The organism is Mucilaginibacter sp., assembly GCF_039921305.1.
Lineage (GTDB): Bacteria > Bacteroidota > Bacteroidia > Sphingobacteriales > Sphingobacteriaceae > Mucilaginibacter.
The window spans coordinates 123,576-140,868 of record NZ_JBDSCA010000025.1; the positions used below are offsets into that span (position 1 = coordinate 123,576).

At 41.4% G+C, this 17,293-nt stretch carries 13 protein-coding genes; 7 read left to right on the forward strand and 6 right to left on the reverse strand.

Going from position 1 to position 17,293, the window contains the following annotated elements; genetic code table 11:
* Nucleotides 1-20: 20 nt before the first annotated feature.
* Nucleotides 21-620, reverse strand: a complete 600-nt coding sequence (locus ABIN91_RS07490) for an OmpH family outer membrane protein (RefSeq protein WP_348050087.1) — start codon at nt 618-620, stop codon at nt 21-23.
* Between the two features lie 308 nt (nt 621-928).
* Between ABIN91_RS07490 and gyrB the strand changes: the two genes are divergently transcribed.
* Complete coding sequence (gene gyrB, locus ABIN91_RS07495) at nt 929-2,929, forward strand: DNA topoisomerase (ATP-hydrolyzing) subunit B (RefSeq protein ID WP_348050089.1); 2,001 nt, start codon at nt 929-931, stop codon at nt 2,927-2,929.
* A gap of 195 nt (nt 2,930-3,124) precedes the next feature.
* Here gyrB and ABIN91_RS07500 read toward each other — a convergent pair whose 3' ends face one another.
* Nucleotides 3,125-4,906 carry a DUF885 domain-containing protein gene (locus ABIN91_RS07500; protein ID WP_348050091.1) on the reverse strand — a complete coding sequence of 594 codons (1,782 nt, stop codon included), beginning with the start codon at nt 4,904-4,906 and terminating at the stop codon, nt 3,125-3,127.
* 116 nt (nt 4,907-5,022) lie between these two features.
* On the opposite strand from ABIN91_RS07500, the gene ABIN91_RS07505 reads away from it, so the two are divergent.
* The 6 genes from ABIN91_RS07505 to ABIN91_RS07530 all read left to right on the forward strand — a co-directional run bounded on the left by ABIN91_RS07505 (nt 5,023) and on the right by ABIN91_RS07530 (nt 8,023).
* Nucleotides 5,023-5,361 (forward strand): PadR family transcriptional regulator, encoded by a 339-nt coding sequence (locus tag ABIN91_RS07505; protein ID WP_348050093.1) that lies wholly within the window; start codon nt 5,023-5,025, stop codon nt 5,359-5,361.
* The gene (locus ABIN91_RS07510; RefSeq protein ID WP_348050095.1) at nt 5,358-5,999 is read left to right on the forward strand and encodes a hypothetical protein; all 642 of its coding nucleotides are present in this window, start codon (nt 5,358-5,360) and stop codon (nt 5,997-5,999) included. The genes ABIN91_RS07505 and ABIN91_RS07510 overlap by 4 nt, the downstream gene beginning before the upstream one ends.
* Nucleotides 5,999-6,232 (forward strand): hypothetical protein, encoded by a 234-nt coding sequence (locus tag ABIN91_RS07515; RefSeq protein WP_348050097.1) that lies wholly within the window; start codon nt 5,999-6,001, stop codon nt 6,230-6,232. The genes ABIN91_RS07510 and ABIN91_RS07515 overlap by 1 nt, the downstream gene beginning before the upstream one ends.
* Nucleotides 6,229-6,693: a hypothetical protein gene (locus ABIN91_RS07520; RefSeq protein ID WP_348050101.1), complete on the forward strand. Its 465-nt coding sequence runs from the start codon at nt 6,229-6,231 to the stop codon at nt 6,691-6,693. The genes ABIN91_RS07515 and ABIN91_RS07520 overlap by 4 nt, the downstream gene beginning before the upstream one ends.
* A complete protein-coding gene (locus ABIN91_RS07525) occupies nt 6,690-7,097 on the forward strand; it encodes a hypothetical protein (protein WP_348050103.1) in 408 nt (135 codons plus the stop codon). The genes ABIN91_RS07520 and ABIN91_RS07525 overlap by 4 nt, the downstream gene beginning before the upstream one ends.
* Before the next feature lie 236 nt (nt 7,098-7,333).
* On the forward strand, nt 7,334-8,023 hold the full coding sequence (locus tag ABIN91_RS07530; protein ID WP_348050105.1) for a hypothetical protein: 690 nt from the start codon (nt 7,334-7,336) through the stop codon (nt 8,021-8,023).
* Here the strand turns inward: ABIN91_RS07530 and ABIN91_RS07535 are convergent.
* The 4 genes from ABIN91_RS07535 to ABIN91_RS07550 form a co-directional block, all read right to left on the reverse strand.
* On the reverse strand, nt 8,018-8,443 hold the full coding sequence (locus tag ABIN91_RS07535; protein ID WP_348050106.1) for an aspartyl protease family protein: 426 nt from the start codon (nt 8,441-8,443) through the stop codon (nt 8,018-8,020). The two genes, ABIN91_RS07530 and ABIN91_RS07535, sit on opposite strands and share 6 nt — an antisense overlap.
* On the reverse strand, nt 8,444-9,382 hold the full coding sequence (mdh, locus tag ABIN91_RS07540; protein WP_348050108.1) for a malate dehydrogenase: 939 nt from the start codon (nt 9,380-9,382) through the stop codon (nt 8,444-8,446).
* A 415-nt stretch (nt 9,383-9,797) separates the two neighbouring features.
* A complete protein-coding gene (locus ABIN91_RS07545) occupies nt 9,798-12,074 on the reverse strand; it encodes a BamA/TamA family outer membrane protein (protein WP_348050110.1) in 2,277 nt (758 codons plus the stop codon).
* 1 nt (nt 12,075) lies between these two features.
* The gene (locus ABIN91_RS07550) at nt 12,076-17,172 is read right to left on the reverse strand and encodes a translocation/assembly module TamB domain-containing protein (RefSeq protein WP_348050112.1); all 5,097 of its coding nucleotides are present in this window, start codon (nt 17,170-17,172) and stop codon (nt 12,076-12,078) included.
* Between the last annotated feature and the right edge of the window lie 121 nt (nt 17,173-17,293).

The window sequence follows — 17,293 nt, forward strand, 5'->3', positions numbered from 1 at the left end:
ATCCTTTTTATAGGTTTTTCTTATTTTTTATCTTTAGCGTAGTTGTCGTTCAAACGTTTAACCACATCAGCGGTAACATCTAAACTTGGATCGCCAAATAAAACGGTAGGGTTAGCTTTAGAGAAAGTTAATACCAATTTGTATCCTTTTTCTTTAGCGTAAGTTTTAGCAAAATCAGCTATCTTATCGTATAGTTTGCTTTGCTCGCTGGCGCTTTCCTGCTGAAACTGAGCGGTAGCGTTTTGCTCATAAGCCTGAATTTCCTGGCCTTTACGTTGCAATTTTTGCTCTTCGCCTGCGCGTTGGTCAGCACTCATGGTAGCAGCGCCTTTTTGGTAATCACCAACCTGGCGTTGGAAAGCTTGTTTTTTTGATACCACATCATCGTTAGCAGATTTGCCTTTATCCTGCAAACGTTTGCCCATATCTTTGGCATACTCGTAGTTATGTATCAGTGTATCCGAGTTAACGTATACGATATCTGCTTTTTCAGGAGTAGCTACAGTGGTAGTAGTGGTTGAGGCTGCTTTAGTATCAGTCTTCTGACCGCAAGCTGCAAAGGTAGCTACAAGAGCCACCGCTAATGTTGTTTTAATTAAATTAGAGACTGAAGTTTTCATTATTGAACTTAAAAATTTTGACAAAGATAAACTTTCGGTACAAGTATCCTAATTGATTTACGATTTGGGATTTACGAGTTACGATTTTTTTTGATTGTGAATTTCGGAATTGGGATTTGAGGATTTACGGGTTGCATTTTTCTAAACGCAATGATACGGTTATCAAGTTGTTTGCTATTTCCACCAAGAAGAAAATTCGTAATTCGTAACTCTAAATTCGTAAATCCTAACACCGGCCTTTTTATCCACAATAGTGGTTAAGTCGGTCTAATTTCGTATTTTTGAAGGTTGTTGAATTTATACTAATTATGAGCGAAGAAATCGAAGATAATAACGAAGAACAAGTAAATAAACCCGACGAAGCAGAGGATAAATCTAATTATAACGCGGATAATATACAGGTTTTAGAAGGTTTAGAGGCGGTACGTAAGCGTCCGTCTATGTATATTGGTGATACCGGTTCAAAAGGACTTCACCATTTGGTTTACGAGGTTGTAGATAACTCCATTGATGAGGCCCTTGCAGGCTATTGCGATACCATTGAGGTTTTTATTCACGAAGGTAACTCCATTACCGTTATTGATAATGGTCGTGGTATCCCTACGGGTATCAATAAAAAAGAAAATAAATCGGCGCTCGAAATTGTAATGACCGTATTACACGCCGGTGGTAAATTTGATAAGGATACTTACAAGGTATCGGGTGGTTTGCACGGTGTGGGTGTAAGTTGCGTTAACGCGCTGTCTATCCACATGAAAACCCTGGTTTATCGCGAAGGTAAAATATTTACTCAGGAGTACTCAAAGGGTAAGCCATTGTTCGAGGTTAAAGAAATTGGAGTGTCCGATCATACCGGTACTACCCAAACTTTCCAGCCGGATGACGAAATATTTACGCTAACTACCGAATATAAATACGAAACGTTGGCAGGCCGCCTACGCGAGCTGGCTTTCCTGAACAAAGGCATCAAACTTACGCTGACAGATGAGCGTGTAGTTAACGAAGATGGCTCATTCCTTTCGGAAGTGTTTTATTCTGAAGGTGGTTTGCAGGAATTTGTAGCCTATCTGGATTCAACCCGTACCTCAATTATACCCGAGCCAATTTATTTGGATGGTATCAAGAACGGTATTCCGGTTGAGCTGGCTTTCCAGTACAATGATACTTATAGCGAAAACGTATACAGCTACGTAAATAACATCAACACGATAGAAGGCGGTACACACGTAGCCGGTTTCCGCCGGGGGTTGACCCGTACTTTAAAGGCTTATGCCGATAAATCGGGGTTGCTGAAAAACATGAAGGTTGAAATTACAGGTGACGATTTCCGTGAGGGATTGACTGCTGTAATTTCGGTAAAGGTACAAGAGCCGCAATTTGAAGGGCAAACCAAAGGCAAGTTGGGTAACAACGAGGTAATGGGTGCCGTTGATATGGCTGTGGGCGAGATATTAGGTAACTTTTTAGAAGAAAACCCTAAAGAAGCCAAGCTGATTGTAGGTAAAGTGATTATTGCGGCGCAGGCCCGTGCAGCGGCCCGCAAGGCCCGCGAAATGGTGCAGCGTAAAAACGTAATGGGCGGCTCGGGCTTACCGGGTAAACTGGCCGATTGCGCTAACAGCGATCCTGCATTATGTGAGCTATACCTTGTAGAGGGCGACTCGGCGGGTGGTACCGCCAAAATGGGCCGTAACCGCGAGTTTCAGGCTATCCTGCCACTACGTGGTAAGATCTTGAACGTGGAGAAAGCCATGGAGCACAAAATTTACGAGAACGAAGAGATCAAGAATATGTTTACAGCTTTGGGTGTGAGCATAGGAACGGTTGACGATGTTAAGGCTCTGAACTTGGATAAGCTACGTTACCACAAAATTGTGATCATGACGGATGCGGATGTGGATGGTTCGCACATCACTACATTGATCTTAACCTTCTTCTTCCGTTACATGAAGGCTTTGGTTGAGAATGGTTACGTTTATATCGCGTCGCCGCCGCTTTACTTAGTTAAAAAGGGTAAAGAACAGGAATACTGCTGGACAGAAGATCAACGTTTGAATGCTATCCAACGTCTTAAAGGTGCCGGTAAAGAAGACAGCGTACACGTACAACGTTATAAAGGTTTGGGTGAGATGAACGCCATACAATTATGGGACACCACCATGAACCCCGATACCCGTACCCTGCGCCGCGCATCAATAGATAACGCCGCCGAGTGTGACCACACCTTCTCCATGCTAATGGGAGACGAAGTAGCCCCACGCCGCGAGTTTATTGAAAAGAACGCTAAATACGCGAGGATAGATATCTAATATTTAGAATCAAGAGGCAAGAATCAGGAATCAGGAATCAAGACCTTTTATAAAACAGAAAAGCCCGCATTAAGTGGGCTTTTCTGTTTTGAAAAATTGTCATTTCGAAAGAGGAACGACTGAGAAATCTTCTACGAGCGATCAGTCTGCTACAGATCTGAACAGCATAAGAGATTTCGAAATGGCATTATTATTCTATTTCTTGCTCGCAATCCAAGCATTAATCTTACTCTCCAGCACTGCCAGCGGCATTGATCCATCCTTCAGAATCTGATCATGAAAATCTGCCAAATTAAACTTGCTACCCAATTCCTGCTCCGCTTTATTACGCAGTTCACGTATTTTCAAGGCGCCAATCTTGTATCCTAAAGCTTGAGCCGGGATACCCATGTAACGTTCAATCTCGGCAGTAGCACCTTCAGTGCTGATCTGCTCATTATCGGTCATATACTTAATGGCTTCTTCGCGGCTCATGTTTTTAGTGTGAATAGCCACATCAACCACTAAACGTATGGCGCGATGCATTTCGTCGCCCAAAGCGCCCATGTGCTGGTAAGGGTCGGCAAATAAGCCTAACTCTTTGCCTAACGATTCACAATACAACGCCCAACCTTCCACATAAGCGTTATCCCCACCAAAGCGGCGGAACTTAGGTAACTCAGTATTCTCCTGCGTTAACGAGATCTGGTAATGGTGACCAGGAATAGCCTCGTGAAGGAACAATGATTCCATACCCGATGTAGTATTAAACTTGGTAGCGTCTAAAATTGGCACATAAAATATACCCGGACGTGTTCCATCGGCACTACCCTGATTATACTCAGCACTGGCCGATGCCGCACGGAAGGCTTCGGTTTGGCGTATCTCGAAAGGTGTTTTAGGCACGTGGTTAAACATCTTCTTCAGGTTAGGCTGCATGCGCTGGTGTATATCCTCAAAAGCGGCTAAAACCTCCTTGGGTGTTTTATAAGGCATAAATTTAGGATCGGTTTGCATATAGGTGAAAAAGGCATGCATGTCACCCTTAAACCCAACCTTATTCTTAATACTATCCATCTCTCCGCGAATGCGGGTAACCTCTTTTAAACCCAATTGATATATTTCCTCGGGTGTTTTATCGGTTGTAGTTTGCTGTTTAACCAGGTAAGTATACATCGCCGGCCCATCAGGCATGGCAGAGTATCCCGATGTTGAACGCGCGTGCGGTAGGTAATCGTTCTTTAAATAATCGCCTAAGCCCTTGTATGTAGGTACAACTACAGTTAGGATAGCCTTTTTATAATCTTCGGTTAAACGCTTTTTATCAGCATCCGAAAAGGTTTTAGGGAAATTGGTGATAGGCGTATAGAATAAGCTTTTGGTAGCATCGGTAACCACCATGCTCTCCATCTGTGGTATCATTTTCACTACTAAAGCCTTGGGTAAAACATCACCGGCTTTAATGCCCTTGCTAAAGTTAGCCTTGGCTGTATCCGCCCAAAGTTGGAATGCTGACAGGCGCTTTAACCAATCATCATAATCCTTCACCGTTTTAAACGGCTGCGCGCTTGTTCCCGACCCAAACTGACCAATAGTTAGCGGCAAAGCAAACATCTGGTTAAAAGGCAGATACTCGAAATGCTGCTTAAAATAATCTACATTGATATTCATTTCATAAACAAAAATGTCGTACGATAGCTTATCCTCTTCATTCAATTCAACATCGGCGTAAAAATTGATCTTGCTTTGATAATTTTTATAAAAGTCGCTTGCCTGTTTCATAAAAGCCGCTGTACCATCGTTAGGTAACAGATCGTTATAGCGGTTATCGCCAATGGAAGTAGCCTCTAAAGGATAAAGCTTTAGCCGATCCTCGTAATAAGTGTCAAATAATTTAGCCAGATCTTTATTTGGCGCTTTGGTTGAACTGCCGGTTTTAGTTTGCTTGCAGGCAGTAAACATCGCCGCAAGGCATAAAAGGAAACATAATTTACGCATAGGTTGAGGGTTTAATATTTGAAATTAAAGATAATTAATATTAATAGCAATCTATCACAATTAAATTTATATACATAGCTTTCTTATGTATGTAAATTTATTATGTTTGCATTATCATGAGCACAAATCCATTGTTAAAAGGCACCCTGCAAACTATAATTCTCAAACTGCTGGAAGATAATACCCAGATGTATGGTTACGAGATCACCCAAAAGGTAAAAGAAATTACCGCCGGCGAAATTAAACTCACCGAAGGTGCCCTATATCCGGCACTGCACAAACTGGAAGCCGAAGGAATGCTTGAAACCACTACCGAAATTGTAGACAGCCGCGTACGCAAATACTACAGGCTAACCGAGCAGGGTGGTAACGAAGTATCCAGTAAATTAGATGAGGCGCAAGCATTTATCGAACAGTTACAAGCCATCCTAAGCCTTAAACCTGCATTGAAATGAAGCTAGATAACCAGCAAAAAACTGCCATTCAGCAAAATCTGATCAAATTTGTAAAATACCAGGAAACGTATCAGGAAATTTACGACCACATACTGACGTCCTTAGAAACTATGGATACGATACCCAATGTGCAAATAGCTTATACCCATATTTTGGAAAACGACTTTGGTGGTATTAAAGGTATTGAAATTATGGAAAAGATTGGCAAAAAAGCGATTAGGCATAATATTCAAAAAGCGTATGTGAATCACCTAATTAATTTGTTTAAATGGCCAGGTATATTGTTACCGGCATTGGCTTTAATAGCGGCATATTTTGATATTTCATTATTTGGTACAAGCTTTGTTGCCGCTGTGCTTTTTTTAATGTGCTGTGTTTCGCCTTGGCTGTTTTTAGTAGTACGCAACTTTATAATAGGCTTAAAAGTTAAAGAAGTAAAGAATACTTATTTTGGTGATGTGATGAGTGAACTTGCTTTAGTATTGTTCCGGGTTTACTGTTTTGCAAAAGCCATTTTATTGATATTTAAGATGCAAATGGGCCAATATATCGAACACGCGTTTTTTGTTCTGCTTATTATCCACGTGTTTATATTTTTCACCATCAGCGTAAAGCAGCTTAAAGTAAGTTTAAGATAATGAAACTGACTGCCGAACAACAAGCCAATATAAGCGTACTGGTAAGTAACGAAGTAAGTTACTACGAAACTTACCAGGAAGTATACGACCATATGCTTACTGCTTTAGAAGCTAAAGATTCCATTCGCGATCTGCAAAAAGCTTATCGTGATACCCTGGAAGAAGATTTCGGCGGTCATAAAGGTATCGAAATATTAGAAGGCCGCCAGCGCTTATTGATATGGCGGATATGAAGCAAAAGCGATGGGCCACTTTAAAATGGTTTTTTGGCTGGCCCGGTATATTGATACCACTTGTATATACTGCATTGTGTTATTACAGCTTCACCATAAATAAGAAGGAAGTGCAAATTGGGTTAATCTATGGTATTATTAGCATTATTTTTTTACCTACAGTTTTCATTGGCATAGGTAATGCCATCATCGCCTACAAAAGCAGGGGAGGAGTTAGGTCTATTCGCCGTTTAAGTACAAACTTAATTGTCCGTAATGTTTGGTTGGTAATGTGCTGGTCAGCTGGAATTGATCTTTTGCTGCAAACCATGCATCTTGAGCATATTTTCGATTTGAGCAAGCAGGCTGCGGCTATTAAAAACAATATATTAATATGCGCCACTTTTTTAGGCATGTGCCTGTATATGGTAGCCATTTTTAGAACATACCGCGACGAATTTTTAAAACGACTAAAGGCATGATAATAACTACAGAGCAAAAACAAGCCATACAGCAAGAGGTAAACTACGCTGTAAAATACCAGGAAACTTACGATGAACTGTATGATCACGTCATATCAACCATCGAAGCGATGGAAGGGAATACTGCCTTTTATGGTACTACTATCACCAAAAGCATTATCGATAATGAGTTTGGCGGTTACAATGGGCTCAAACAAATGGAGAATGATCGGGCTAAGATATTGTTCAAAGCATTGCGTAAAAAACACGGTCAAAACCTACTCAAATTTTTCAGATGGCCCACAATGGCCTTTACTTTACTGATCTCTTTGGCAGGATATTACCTTGCACTTAATCCTGTTACGCACCGCCCTATCAATAGCAGTTTTAGCCTTGTTGCCAATGTTTTTTGTGCTGTTTCGTAGGGTGTCAAAATGGGTTATAGCCTGGAAGTTTGATATATACAGCAAACAATCCATCAAAGATAATTACATTTTTACAGCTGCCATGTTATCAAACAGCTTATTCAATGTGTTCAACTTTTTCAACTCAGATTATGTCTTATATGGTGCCACCATCGCCGGCATTTTGTATGTTATAGTATATATGTACTTAGCTTTTTTACACTTTACCGCGATGAATACCGCATAAACCTTGCCCGATGAAATTAACAGCCGATCAAATAACCGAAATCAAAGCTTTCATATCTAAACGGGGCTTTACCTATCCTGATGTGCAACTCGAGATCATAGATCATGTAGCCAGCCGTGTAGAAGAATTGATGAGTAACGATCATACCCTCACCCTCCATCAGGCCATTAGCATTACCCATGGCGAGTTCGGTATAATGGGCTTTAGTGTGTTCGAAGATTCGATGATCTCATCTCTGCAAAAAAGGTTCTTTAAACTCTTTATTAGTATTTTCTCATCATACTTCCATTGGAAGTATCTTCCGGCAATAGCAGCCTCGGTTTATCTTATTGATCGGTTTTATGTCGCCATTAATAATCCCGGTTATTTTGTTGCAGGCGTTTTTATGGCCTTGCTAATTACATTGGTAGCAACCGGTATTACCTACGAGGTTAAATATAAAAAGTATAACAAAATGCTCACCATGCGTATGGGTAATAGTTATGTGGTTATCTGCGCCGTAATTTACAACCTATGGAATATCACCTTAAACCAGTTTAAACTATACCAAAAACTGAGTGTAAGCACCGCCGGATTAATTTTCGGTGTTTTGATCGTATTAATAATCCTATTGTTTTTGGTGGTGGATAAGCTGCGTAAAATAACGATCAGCAATTGTATTGAGTTGGATGAGAAATACAACCTGTTAAGTAGTTTATAACTCATTTAGCGTTAAAGTACTGTTGCCATAGTTAATCACAGCGCCATACTGCATCAAAATATCGCCACCTAAAACACCAAGCACCAAAGGCTTATTGAGTTGCGCGTAGGCGATGTTGATAGTAGATAGATCCAACACCGCAACTTCAAACATCGGGATATTCAATCCGCCTATTTGCATATCCAAAATCGTAGCCGTGAACGATTCCATCGAGTTAGTACCTAATCCGGTTGATAATTTATCTGAAGCCAAAAATTCGGCTTCTTCATAAACTTGCATCATCATCCCTTTATCGAAGGCCGTTTTTGATGCACCAGTATCCAGTACCAGTAAATGGGGTTGCCCAAAAACAACAACTTCCACCAAAGGGTGGAAGCCGTCGTCTTGTAAATCGATAATTTGTAGTGGGATAATAGTCAATTATATAAACTTACTATCCACCAAAACCTGGTTCATATTTCTTACCGCGTCAGCGCTCTTGTTAAATTCAGCCTGTTCGGCATCGCTCAATTTAAAATCAAGGATCCTTTCCCAGCCGCCCTTACCTAAAATAACAGGCACAACCAAGGATATATCTTTCTGACCGTATTCGCCATCTAAAGCCACGCCGCACGATATTAATTTCTTCTCGTCGCGCACAATGCTCTCCACCATAGCAGCAGTACCCGCGCCTGGCGCATACCATGCCGAAGTACCAATTAGCTTGGTCAAAGTTGCGCCGCCAACCATTGTAGCTGCAACAACCTTATCCTGTTGTTCCTGGCTCAAAAACTGTGTAACCGGGATACTGTTCCAGGTAGCGTGCTTAATTAGTGGAATCATGGTAGTATCGCCATGACCGCCAATCACTACCGCGTTTAAATCGCCGGGTGAGCAGCCTAATTCCTGGCTTAAATAATATTTAAAACGTGCCGAATCCAGCGCGCCACCCATACCAATGATCTTGTTTTTAGGTAATCCCGAAGTTTTAAAGGTAAGGTAGTTCATCGTATCCATCGGGTTTGATACCACGATGATAATAGTGTTAGGCGAGTATTTAACAATATTCTCGGTAACGCTCTTGACAATACCGGCGTTGGTGCCTATCAGTTCTTCGCGCGTCATTCCTGGTTTGCGTGGCAAGCCGGATGTAATTACCACCACTTCTGAATCCGCGGTAGCGGCGTAATCATTGGTAACACCTGTAACCTTGGTATCAAAACCCAGGTAACTCGCGGTTTGCATCATATCAATGGCCTTACCTTCGGCAAAACCCTCGCGGATGTCTAATAAAATTAATTCTTCGGCTAATTCCCTGCGGGCAATATTATCGGCACAGGTTGCGCCTACAGCTCCCGCCCCAATTACGGTTATCTTCATGGTTGGTTATAATTTTTTGGTTGAGTATTTACTGTTCCGAAGATACTGAAACCGGGCATATTTTAAAATGATTGTAACATTAAGTTTTTGAAACATGCTCATCGGTATTTGTCGGTATTTTAACAAAAATAAAACAGCATTACACCGTCCGTCCACGCCTGAACACTAACAGTTGAAAGCGTCCACGCTTCGGGACTCGATGTCGGTATTTGTCGGTATAATTCAAATTATATTCCCCTTGCGGAAACAACAATAACATTCCCTGCAAGGTACGAAAAAACGGCTTAATTTCCAAAAGCAATGCCTGGGCGTTACCTGCGGCCCGGGCCATACGTTCATACTGCACAGGCATTAGCCACAGGCCGGTATCCACTTCTGTCCCTAACGCAAAAACCCTCAACAATTAATAATCAAATCAAAAAGGATACCCAATAGCCAGGTTAAAAATACTGTTCCTCAAACTAACCTCGTCAAACACCCATTTTTTATCCAGCCATGGTTTACGCAGCGGGAAACCCAGATCGGTACGGAGCACCAGTACGGTTAAGTCGAAGCGTAAGCCTAAACCGGCGTCAACGGCCATATCTTTTAAAAAATTTTTGCTGAATGCACCGCCAGGTTGTCCGCCGGGCTGGGTATTGTTATTATTCAATAACCATACATTACCTGCATCTAAAAATATAGCGCCATAAACTATGCTGAACAATTTAGGCCTGAACTCGGTTGTAGCCTCGATCTTAATATCACCCGATTCATCCGGAATAAAACCGGTTCCGTGGGTAATTGAAGCATCAGGAAAATAACTACCAGGTCCAATAGATCTTGCCCTAAATCCGCGTAAACTGTTTGAACCACCCACAAAAAATTGCTGACTATACGGCATAATGGTAGAGTTACCGTAAGTTAAACCCGCGCCAACAATCAGGCGGTTGGCCCAGGTGCTGTTGGCGCTAATTTTATGGTAAAAACGCATTTCGCTTTCCAGTTTAACGTATTGTGCGTAATTAGTTCCAAATATAGCTTTTGCTTTACCGTGCAAGGTGTCTGCACCGGTCACCAAACCTAAAATATTGCCCGATAAACCTACCTTACCATTAAAATAATAAGTGTTTTGCTTATAGTTTTCCATGGTGTTAGTATAGGTATAACTGTAGCTTGGCCCAAAGGTAAGCTGGTTATCAATCACGTGCTTTAACGATGGGTTACGCGTGTGTATAATGCTATCCTGATAAAGCTTGGTAACATTAGCCGCGTTAACATAATTAAACCCAAAAGCAGTTAACTCATGCTGTATATGGATATCCTGTTTCCACAAATACGCCCACGATGCGCTGAACGAGTTTAACGTATACAAGTTAACCCTGTTGGTTAGGTCGTACTCCAATTGCAAACGTGTGCGTGGTAAAAAACCATTGTTGGTATTTACCCGCATCGGCGTAATAAATCGCGGCCAGGTAAGGCTGGTTTGTACACCGACTTGATACACATTATTACCTGCGCTGTTACCCCCAAACTGGATATCGGTACTTCCCATTAGGGTAACCGTTAATAGTTCGGCGCCTTTAAAGGCATTACGGTTTCGCCAGCTAATGTTAACTTGTGTACCATTGTAATTAGCCGATGTAGTACGAAGCACGGTTTCAAACCTTAACGATTTTTTAGGGTATGGCGTGAGATAATAAAAAGCGTTCAGCTTTAGAGTATCCTTATCAGATATCTCGAACTTATTCTTCACATATTTATAAGGGCCAATATCAATAAAACGGCTCAGGGCCTGGCTATGGTCGGTACGGTTATACGGTTCGCCCGGATGCAAGGCTATCACATTTTGGAAAACATACGGGTGGATGGTTTTCCTCGGGTCTATCACATAATAGTCGTTATAATGCAAGGCCGAATCCAGTTTGGCCGAAGTGTCTTTCAGTGAGTACCTCGGGTAGATATACGTTTTATCCATCGTGTAAATATCCCAGGCCTTATCCGGTGTTTCATATTTAACCGTTTCGTATAAGTTAACCATATTAGGGCCGGCATTGGTACTATCAATCTGTACCAAAATATCATCGGGCGAAAAATAGTAAAAGCCTTCTTCTTTCAGTTTGGCATCAATCCTGATCCGTTCATTCTTGATCACATCCAGGTTATATTTATCGCCCGGTTTTAAAAACGATTGCTTAGATATCCCAGCTACAGCGGTATCTAAACTATCACTATCCGTAGGGAAAACCACACGTTTGATTTTGAATGAGGGCCCTGCAAGGATATTGTAAACAGCCATAGCTCTTTGCTTTTTAATGATACTATCAGGTGTAACCTGAGCCCTAAAATAGCTTTCGTTCTGCAGGTGGTTAGTCAGCACTTTGCTGTTATGGTCCTCATCAACCGAACTCCACAACACAGGCGGTTCACCACGCTTGTTAATAAAACGCGATACAAAGTTCTTTTTACCTTTGCTGATATTGTATAAATACAATTTTACCCGTAAACCCAAAATAGACGCGTTAGGTTTAGGGCGGGGTAGCTCCTCTAATTCGGCTTTTAAAGCTTTGGCGTCCTTTTTCGGCATATTCTTATCCAGAATATTAACCTTAGCGCCAATATATAGCTTTTCGTTTTTGGGCAAATACTTGGTATTGCTGCAAGCGCTTAGTATCAATGCCAGTAAAAATAGTATAGATAAATGCCTGCTCATGTTAATTGCTTGATGTTTCTTGTTGTTTATTTTCAACAGCCTTTTCTTTGGCTTTTTCTTCCTTCTTATCTTCTTTTTGCTCTTCCTTGGCCTTCTTCAGTATCTCTTTATCACGCTTGGTTTTTCCCCGGAATATCTGGCTAAAGCGGTTATAATCCACAGTTAACGAAAAACCTACACCCGTTTCAACTACTTGCCCCTGTATCACAATATATTGGTCTTTACGATAAGCGCGGATCATATAACGGCCATCCTTGGTTAACTTATAACCTACCGAAATATCACCCGCTATATTGGTAGCCTTTTCGTTAGCCTGCTGCCCTTCCAGGTTAAAATTATTGCCTACGCTAACCGTCAGCCTGTCGTTCAAAAAGCGTTTGGATAAACCTACGTTCAAATCGGTACGGTTAGTAGCCACACCCGATGAATAATCGGCGCCTGAGTTTAATTGGAAATTCAAATCCACACCGGCTATCATGTTACCTGCCAACTGGTTCAATTGGTCGGATAGTAAATTACTAACGCTGGAACGAACCTGTCCGTTAACACTGATACCACCGGCCGCGCTTTGCAGCGGATTTTCGCCAATAAAATGGTTCAATAACAACACGGCAAATACCTGTTTATTCAACTCATTTGGGTCTTGCCTTAACTGGTCGAGTTTGTTATTCACTGTTGATAATACATCAGCGCTTGTATTCATGTTGTTGTTCTGCGGCAGCACAATGCCGAAGGTAATATCAGGTTTTAGCAATTCGCCACGCAAAGTAAGCTGTACGTTAAACGGTAAGGGCTGTTTATATATGGTACGCTGGGTTTCATCCGTCAATTGGTTATCAACCAAATCAATAGGCGCAACCTTGGCAATGTAAACAGCCGTCAAATCAAGTGTAGCGCTGGTTGGGTCCCCCTCCCAGGTAATGGTACTACCTTGTTTAAAGCTGAATTTACGATTAATGGTTAAATAAGCCAGATCGTATGATCCCTCGTTAACTGTAAACGTTCCGGTTAAGCTTGTTTTTCCACTTGGGTCAATACCCAAAGCCAGTTGTGCATCACCTTTAACATGTACCACGTCACCGTTGGCGGCATCAACCACAATGGTAAAGTCTGCATTCTTATCAACGGTTAGGTTCATGGCAACATCTAATCCGGTCAAATTTGAGCGTTTTAACGAATCCATTTTCCCTTTAAACACCGTGTCCGTTTTTATCTTGAGTTTATCCACAAACTCAACCACACCTTTCCTGTCTTCAATCCCAGGGTCGCTTTGTGGCAATACAATGGTCATCTTGGTTTTTTCGTTAACCTTCAATGTACCATCAACAACGGGCTTGTCCATGTCGCCGCGTATTTTGATACGGGCATTAATATAAGCCTGGCCGTAATAAAATTTATTCTCAACCGGGGTGGCGTTAAACACCCTGAAGTTATCAGCTGTAATATCTAATCCGAATTTATAGTCCTTATAAGTTTTGGTATAAATGGTACCCGCTATGATAGCCTTTTGTCCCGCCGAATCAACCAAAGTAAAATCCCTGAAAAGTATACCATCATTATTAAAGGTAATGGTCTCTTTATTCATTTTATAGTACGAATTGATCATGGTGATATTGGTGCCTATCTGATCAAAATTAATATCACCCCGAACAGCAGGCGCGTCTGTAGTTCCTGTAATTTTCAACTTGCCATTGATAGAGCCTGTCGACTGCCTTAAATTACCGAACGTAAACCCTTCAATACTTTTCAGGTTCAATTTTACTATGTCAAGGTTCAAATCAAAGCTGCTCTTATCTGTATAATAAAAACCATCCAGGTTAACCGTATTACCTTTGCCGGTAATACTTACGTTGGCCGCGAAGGCATTGGCGGTTTGGTTATTCACTTTAAGTGCGATGTTACCCAAAGTATCTCCTTTAAAGTTAAAATCGGATATGTTGATATTAGATACAAACGTTGCCGATTTATCAAGGTTGGTAACCGTAGCGTTACCGTTAATGGTGCCACCAACCAACAGCGAGCTTTGATCGGCAAGCTTGGTTAAGGTTTCTATCTTAAAGTTCTTAAAATCAACATTCAGCGGACCATTATATCCCGGCGGATTTGTATTCACGGTCAGCATTTGTCCGGCATTACTTAACGAAAAATTATGTGCCATAATACCCTTGCTGCCAAATTCCAACGCGTTGCCTGGGCCAACCGTCCATTGCGTATAATCTAACAATAAACCGTTCTGCAAAAAGCTAAAGCTAAACTCGCCATTATTGGTGGTCAAAGCGCCTGCAAGGCGGTAGCGTTCCTTTTTAGTCGCGTCGCGGATTTGAACGCTGGTATTTAATGTATTATTCACGGCGTTACCGGTGATGCTCGGGTACAGTAAATTAACCTGCGATGCCTTGATCTGATCAGCAGTAATGCTATAGTTTATGGCATTATCTGTATTGATGTTAAGTTTTACATTATTGATGATATTAGTGCCGTAAATGATTTTTGGGGCCGAGCCATTCACTATCAATTTACCCGCCTCACTATCAAAACTACCTTTAATAATAACCGGTTCAAGCTGTTTCAAATCGGGCACAAACTGTTTAAATAATGGTGTTTTAATTAACCGGGCATCAAACACAAATTGTTGTGCCGAGTATTTTACCTTAGCCGTTTTGGCCGCTGCCGGGCCCGAGGTGTTGAAGTACTTATTGATCACATCCGTTAAAGCAGGCGCAATTTCGGTCAGTTTATATTTACCTGCCAGGTGCGCGGTAAGCATATCGGTTTTTAAACGCAGGGTGCTGCTATCGGCATTGGCGGTAGCCAATATCACTACCGAATCCATTTTGATCAGCACGCCTTTATTTACCATCTGTATATCGGTCAGCTTAATATTTCCATTTAAATAATCCGGATCGGCGGTAGGTACATCCGCAACCAGTTTTCCGTGGAAACGTAATTCATCTTTAGTGAAGTGCAGTTTTTGCAGGTTAATGCTATCTACATTCAAGGTCATGTTAACGGCCGGATATTTTTTGGTCATGTTCGCTTTCGCATTAAGCGAGAAAGCGATATTCGGGTCTTTCATCTTAGCCACAGTAGTAATAATACCACGATTGGCGGTGCCACTCATAATCAGATCATGGTAACGATAGCCCTGCACATCGGCGCTAATTACATTGGCGCTAAAGCTGGCCACCGCGGTTTTTAAACTCGTGCCCGATCCTTTAACCTTTGCCGATAGTGTGATCGTTTTTACGTTCTTTTCTTGTTTCAGCATCCGGCCAACGTTTAAGTTGTAGGTTTTTACATCAGCATTGTAGCTCATGCCGCTTTTGGCATTGTTGAGTGAGGCAATTACATCAGCACTACCATCACTCGATCTCAATTTCAAATTGGTGGTAAAATTAGTCATCCCACCCTTAAAGGTTCCCTTCACATTCATTGCAGCAGGTATCCTGAAGCTTGATGGAATGCTGCCTTTGGGCGCCAGCTTATTAATATCTGCGGCACTGGTATTAAAGTCCTTTATCTTCACATCAAAGTAGGCCTTGTTCATATTGGGCAAGCCTTTCAGCACTGCCGATGCCTTAATATGTGTATTACTTAAACCAACCACGTCAAGGTTAGGGATAGTCAGGTTATTAACCTGCCCGTATACTTTAGCGTTAATTTTAAACTCCGCATTCGGTGAGCTTTTAAATGGCTCCATACTGTTCATGGTTGGCATCAATATCAGCACATCACGCAAACCTAATTTGCTGTTTTTGATGTTGGCATTCACCCTGAGCTCACCCAAATGCTTCATCATATCATCCATCGATTTGTAGCCGATTTCTACATCATCCTGCAAAACAGTATAAGGTGTTTGCAGGTAAAGGTCTTTCAGGTATGATTGCGTTTCTCCATATAAAAACCTGGTATGGAATTTTTGAACCTGCAAGCCACTCTTATCGCTAAAGCTGAAGGTATTAATTGTACCAGCTATTTTTTTAGGGTTGTAGCTAATATCCTGCGCATCAGCATTCAGGTATTTAATATCCATATGCCCAAAGTCGATACCTTTAGGCATGGCTTTTTGCGCCTCGTTGTCAAACTTAATGTGATTATGCAGCAGAGTTATTTTATTTAATGTTAATGCCCAGCCCTTGCCACTTGTAGGCGATGCTACCAGTGTATCTATCTTTTTTATAGCCTTAACCACGGCTTTTTTAACATTTGTAGGCTTTAACAGCGATAACATACCATCCGTATTTTCCAGGCGGATGTTTTTAATGCCCACATTTTGGTTTTTGAGGTCTATCTTATCCATATCAACCAATAGCTTACCCAGGCTAACTTTGGTTTTCATCTCGGCACCCTCGTAGTTCACGTAGATCTTTGACAGATCAATGGTGCCTAAATTTAAATGAAAGTCCATCGGTTTTGTTGTGGTATCCGGCGCGGGGGCAGGGGTGGGGTCAACCGCTTTTTGAACCACACTGGCATTAAATCCCGATAAGGTGATCTTCGGGATGGTGAAGATCATCTTATCCAGATCAAACTCCTTAATGCGGGTATCAAAATGGTTAAGGTTAAACTTAACATCGTTGCCGCTGATGGCATCATCATACTTGATATTGATCTTATCGAGAATAAACTTATCCAGCGAAATTTTGAATGATGATTTAGAGGTGTCTACCTTTTCAGGAGTTTTTGGTCCGCTGTTAAAAGCTTTTACAATGTAATCGTAATTAAAAACGCTGTCGGTTCCGCGTTTAACATTTGCGGTAATGCCTTCTAAGTTTATTTCGTCAATAACAACTTGTTTGTGCAGCAATTGCATCATAGCGATATCAACCTTCAGTTTATCGCCGGCTATTAAGGTATCACCTTTCTGGTCGGCAAAATAAACCCCTTCCAATACGATCATCTTAGGGAAATCAATGCTCAGCCGGTTAATCTGTACTTTGGTTTTGATCTTGCTCTGCAAAAAACTCACAGCCTTATTTTTGGCGAAATTTTGCACAGTAGGTACCTGTATTAAAACCAATACCAGCACTACCAAAAAAATGACTACCCCAATTATCCATAACAGGGTTTTAAGGGCTATGCGTCCAAATCTATTCAAGGTGTAAAGTCTTATCTTATAAGTTGATGTTTGTTATAGCCAAACTACTGTTTTTTAGTTGTAAGCTTTGTTTTCAACAATGTTTTATGTGAACTTGTTTGCTGAAATGGATATTTTCTCG

Coding starts and splice junctions, on each gene's coding strand:
- ABIN91_RS07515 (WP_348050097.1), top strand. CDS start 5,999: ATGAAACTGACTGCCGAACAACAAGCCAATATAAGCGTACTGGTAAGT.
- ABIN91_RS07525 (WP_348050103.1), top strand. CDS start 6,690: ATGATAATAACTACAGAGCAAAAACAAGCCATACAGCAAGAGGTAAAC.
- mdh (WP_348050108.1), bottom strand. CDS start 9,382: ATGAAGATAACCGTAATTGGGGCGGGAGCTGTAGGCGCAACCTGTGCC.
- ABIN91_RS07510 (WP_348050095.1), top strand. CDS start 5,358: ATGAAGCTAGATAACCAGCAAAAAACTGCCATTCAGCAAAATCTGATC.
- ABIN91_RS07500 (WP_348050091.1), bottom strand. CDS start 4,906: ATGCGTAAATTATGTTTCCTTTTATGCCTTGCGGCGATGTTTACTGCC.
- ABIN91_RS07545 (WP_348050110.1), bottom strand. CDS start 12,074: ATGAGCAGGCATTTATCTATACTATTTTTACTGGCATTGATACTAAGC.
- ABIN91_RS07520 (WP_348050101.1), top strand. CDS start 6,229: ATGAAGCAAAAGCGATGGGCCACTTTAAAATGGTTTTTTGGCTGGCCC.
- ABIN91_RS07530 (WP_348050105.1), top strand. CDS start 7,334: ATGAAATTAACAGCCGATCAAATAACCGAAATCAAAGCTTTCATATCT.
- ABIN91_RS07505 (WP_348050093.1), top strand. CDS start 5,023: ATGAGCACAAATCCATTGTTAAAAGGCACCCTGCAAACTATAATTCTC.
- ABIN91_RS07490 (WP_348050087.1), bottom strand. CDS start 620: ATGAAAACTTCAGTCTCTAATTTAATTAAAACAACATTAGCGGTGGCT.
- gyrB (WP_348050089.1), top strand. CDS start 929: ATGAGCGAAGAAATCGAAGATAATAACGAAGAACAAGTAAATAAACCC.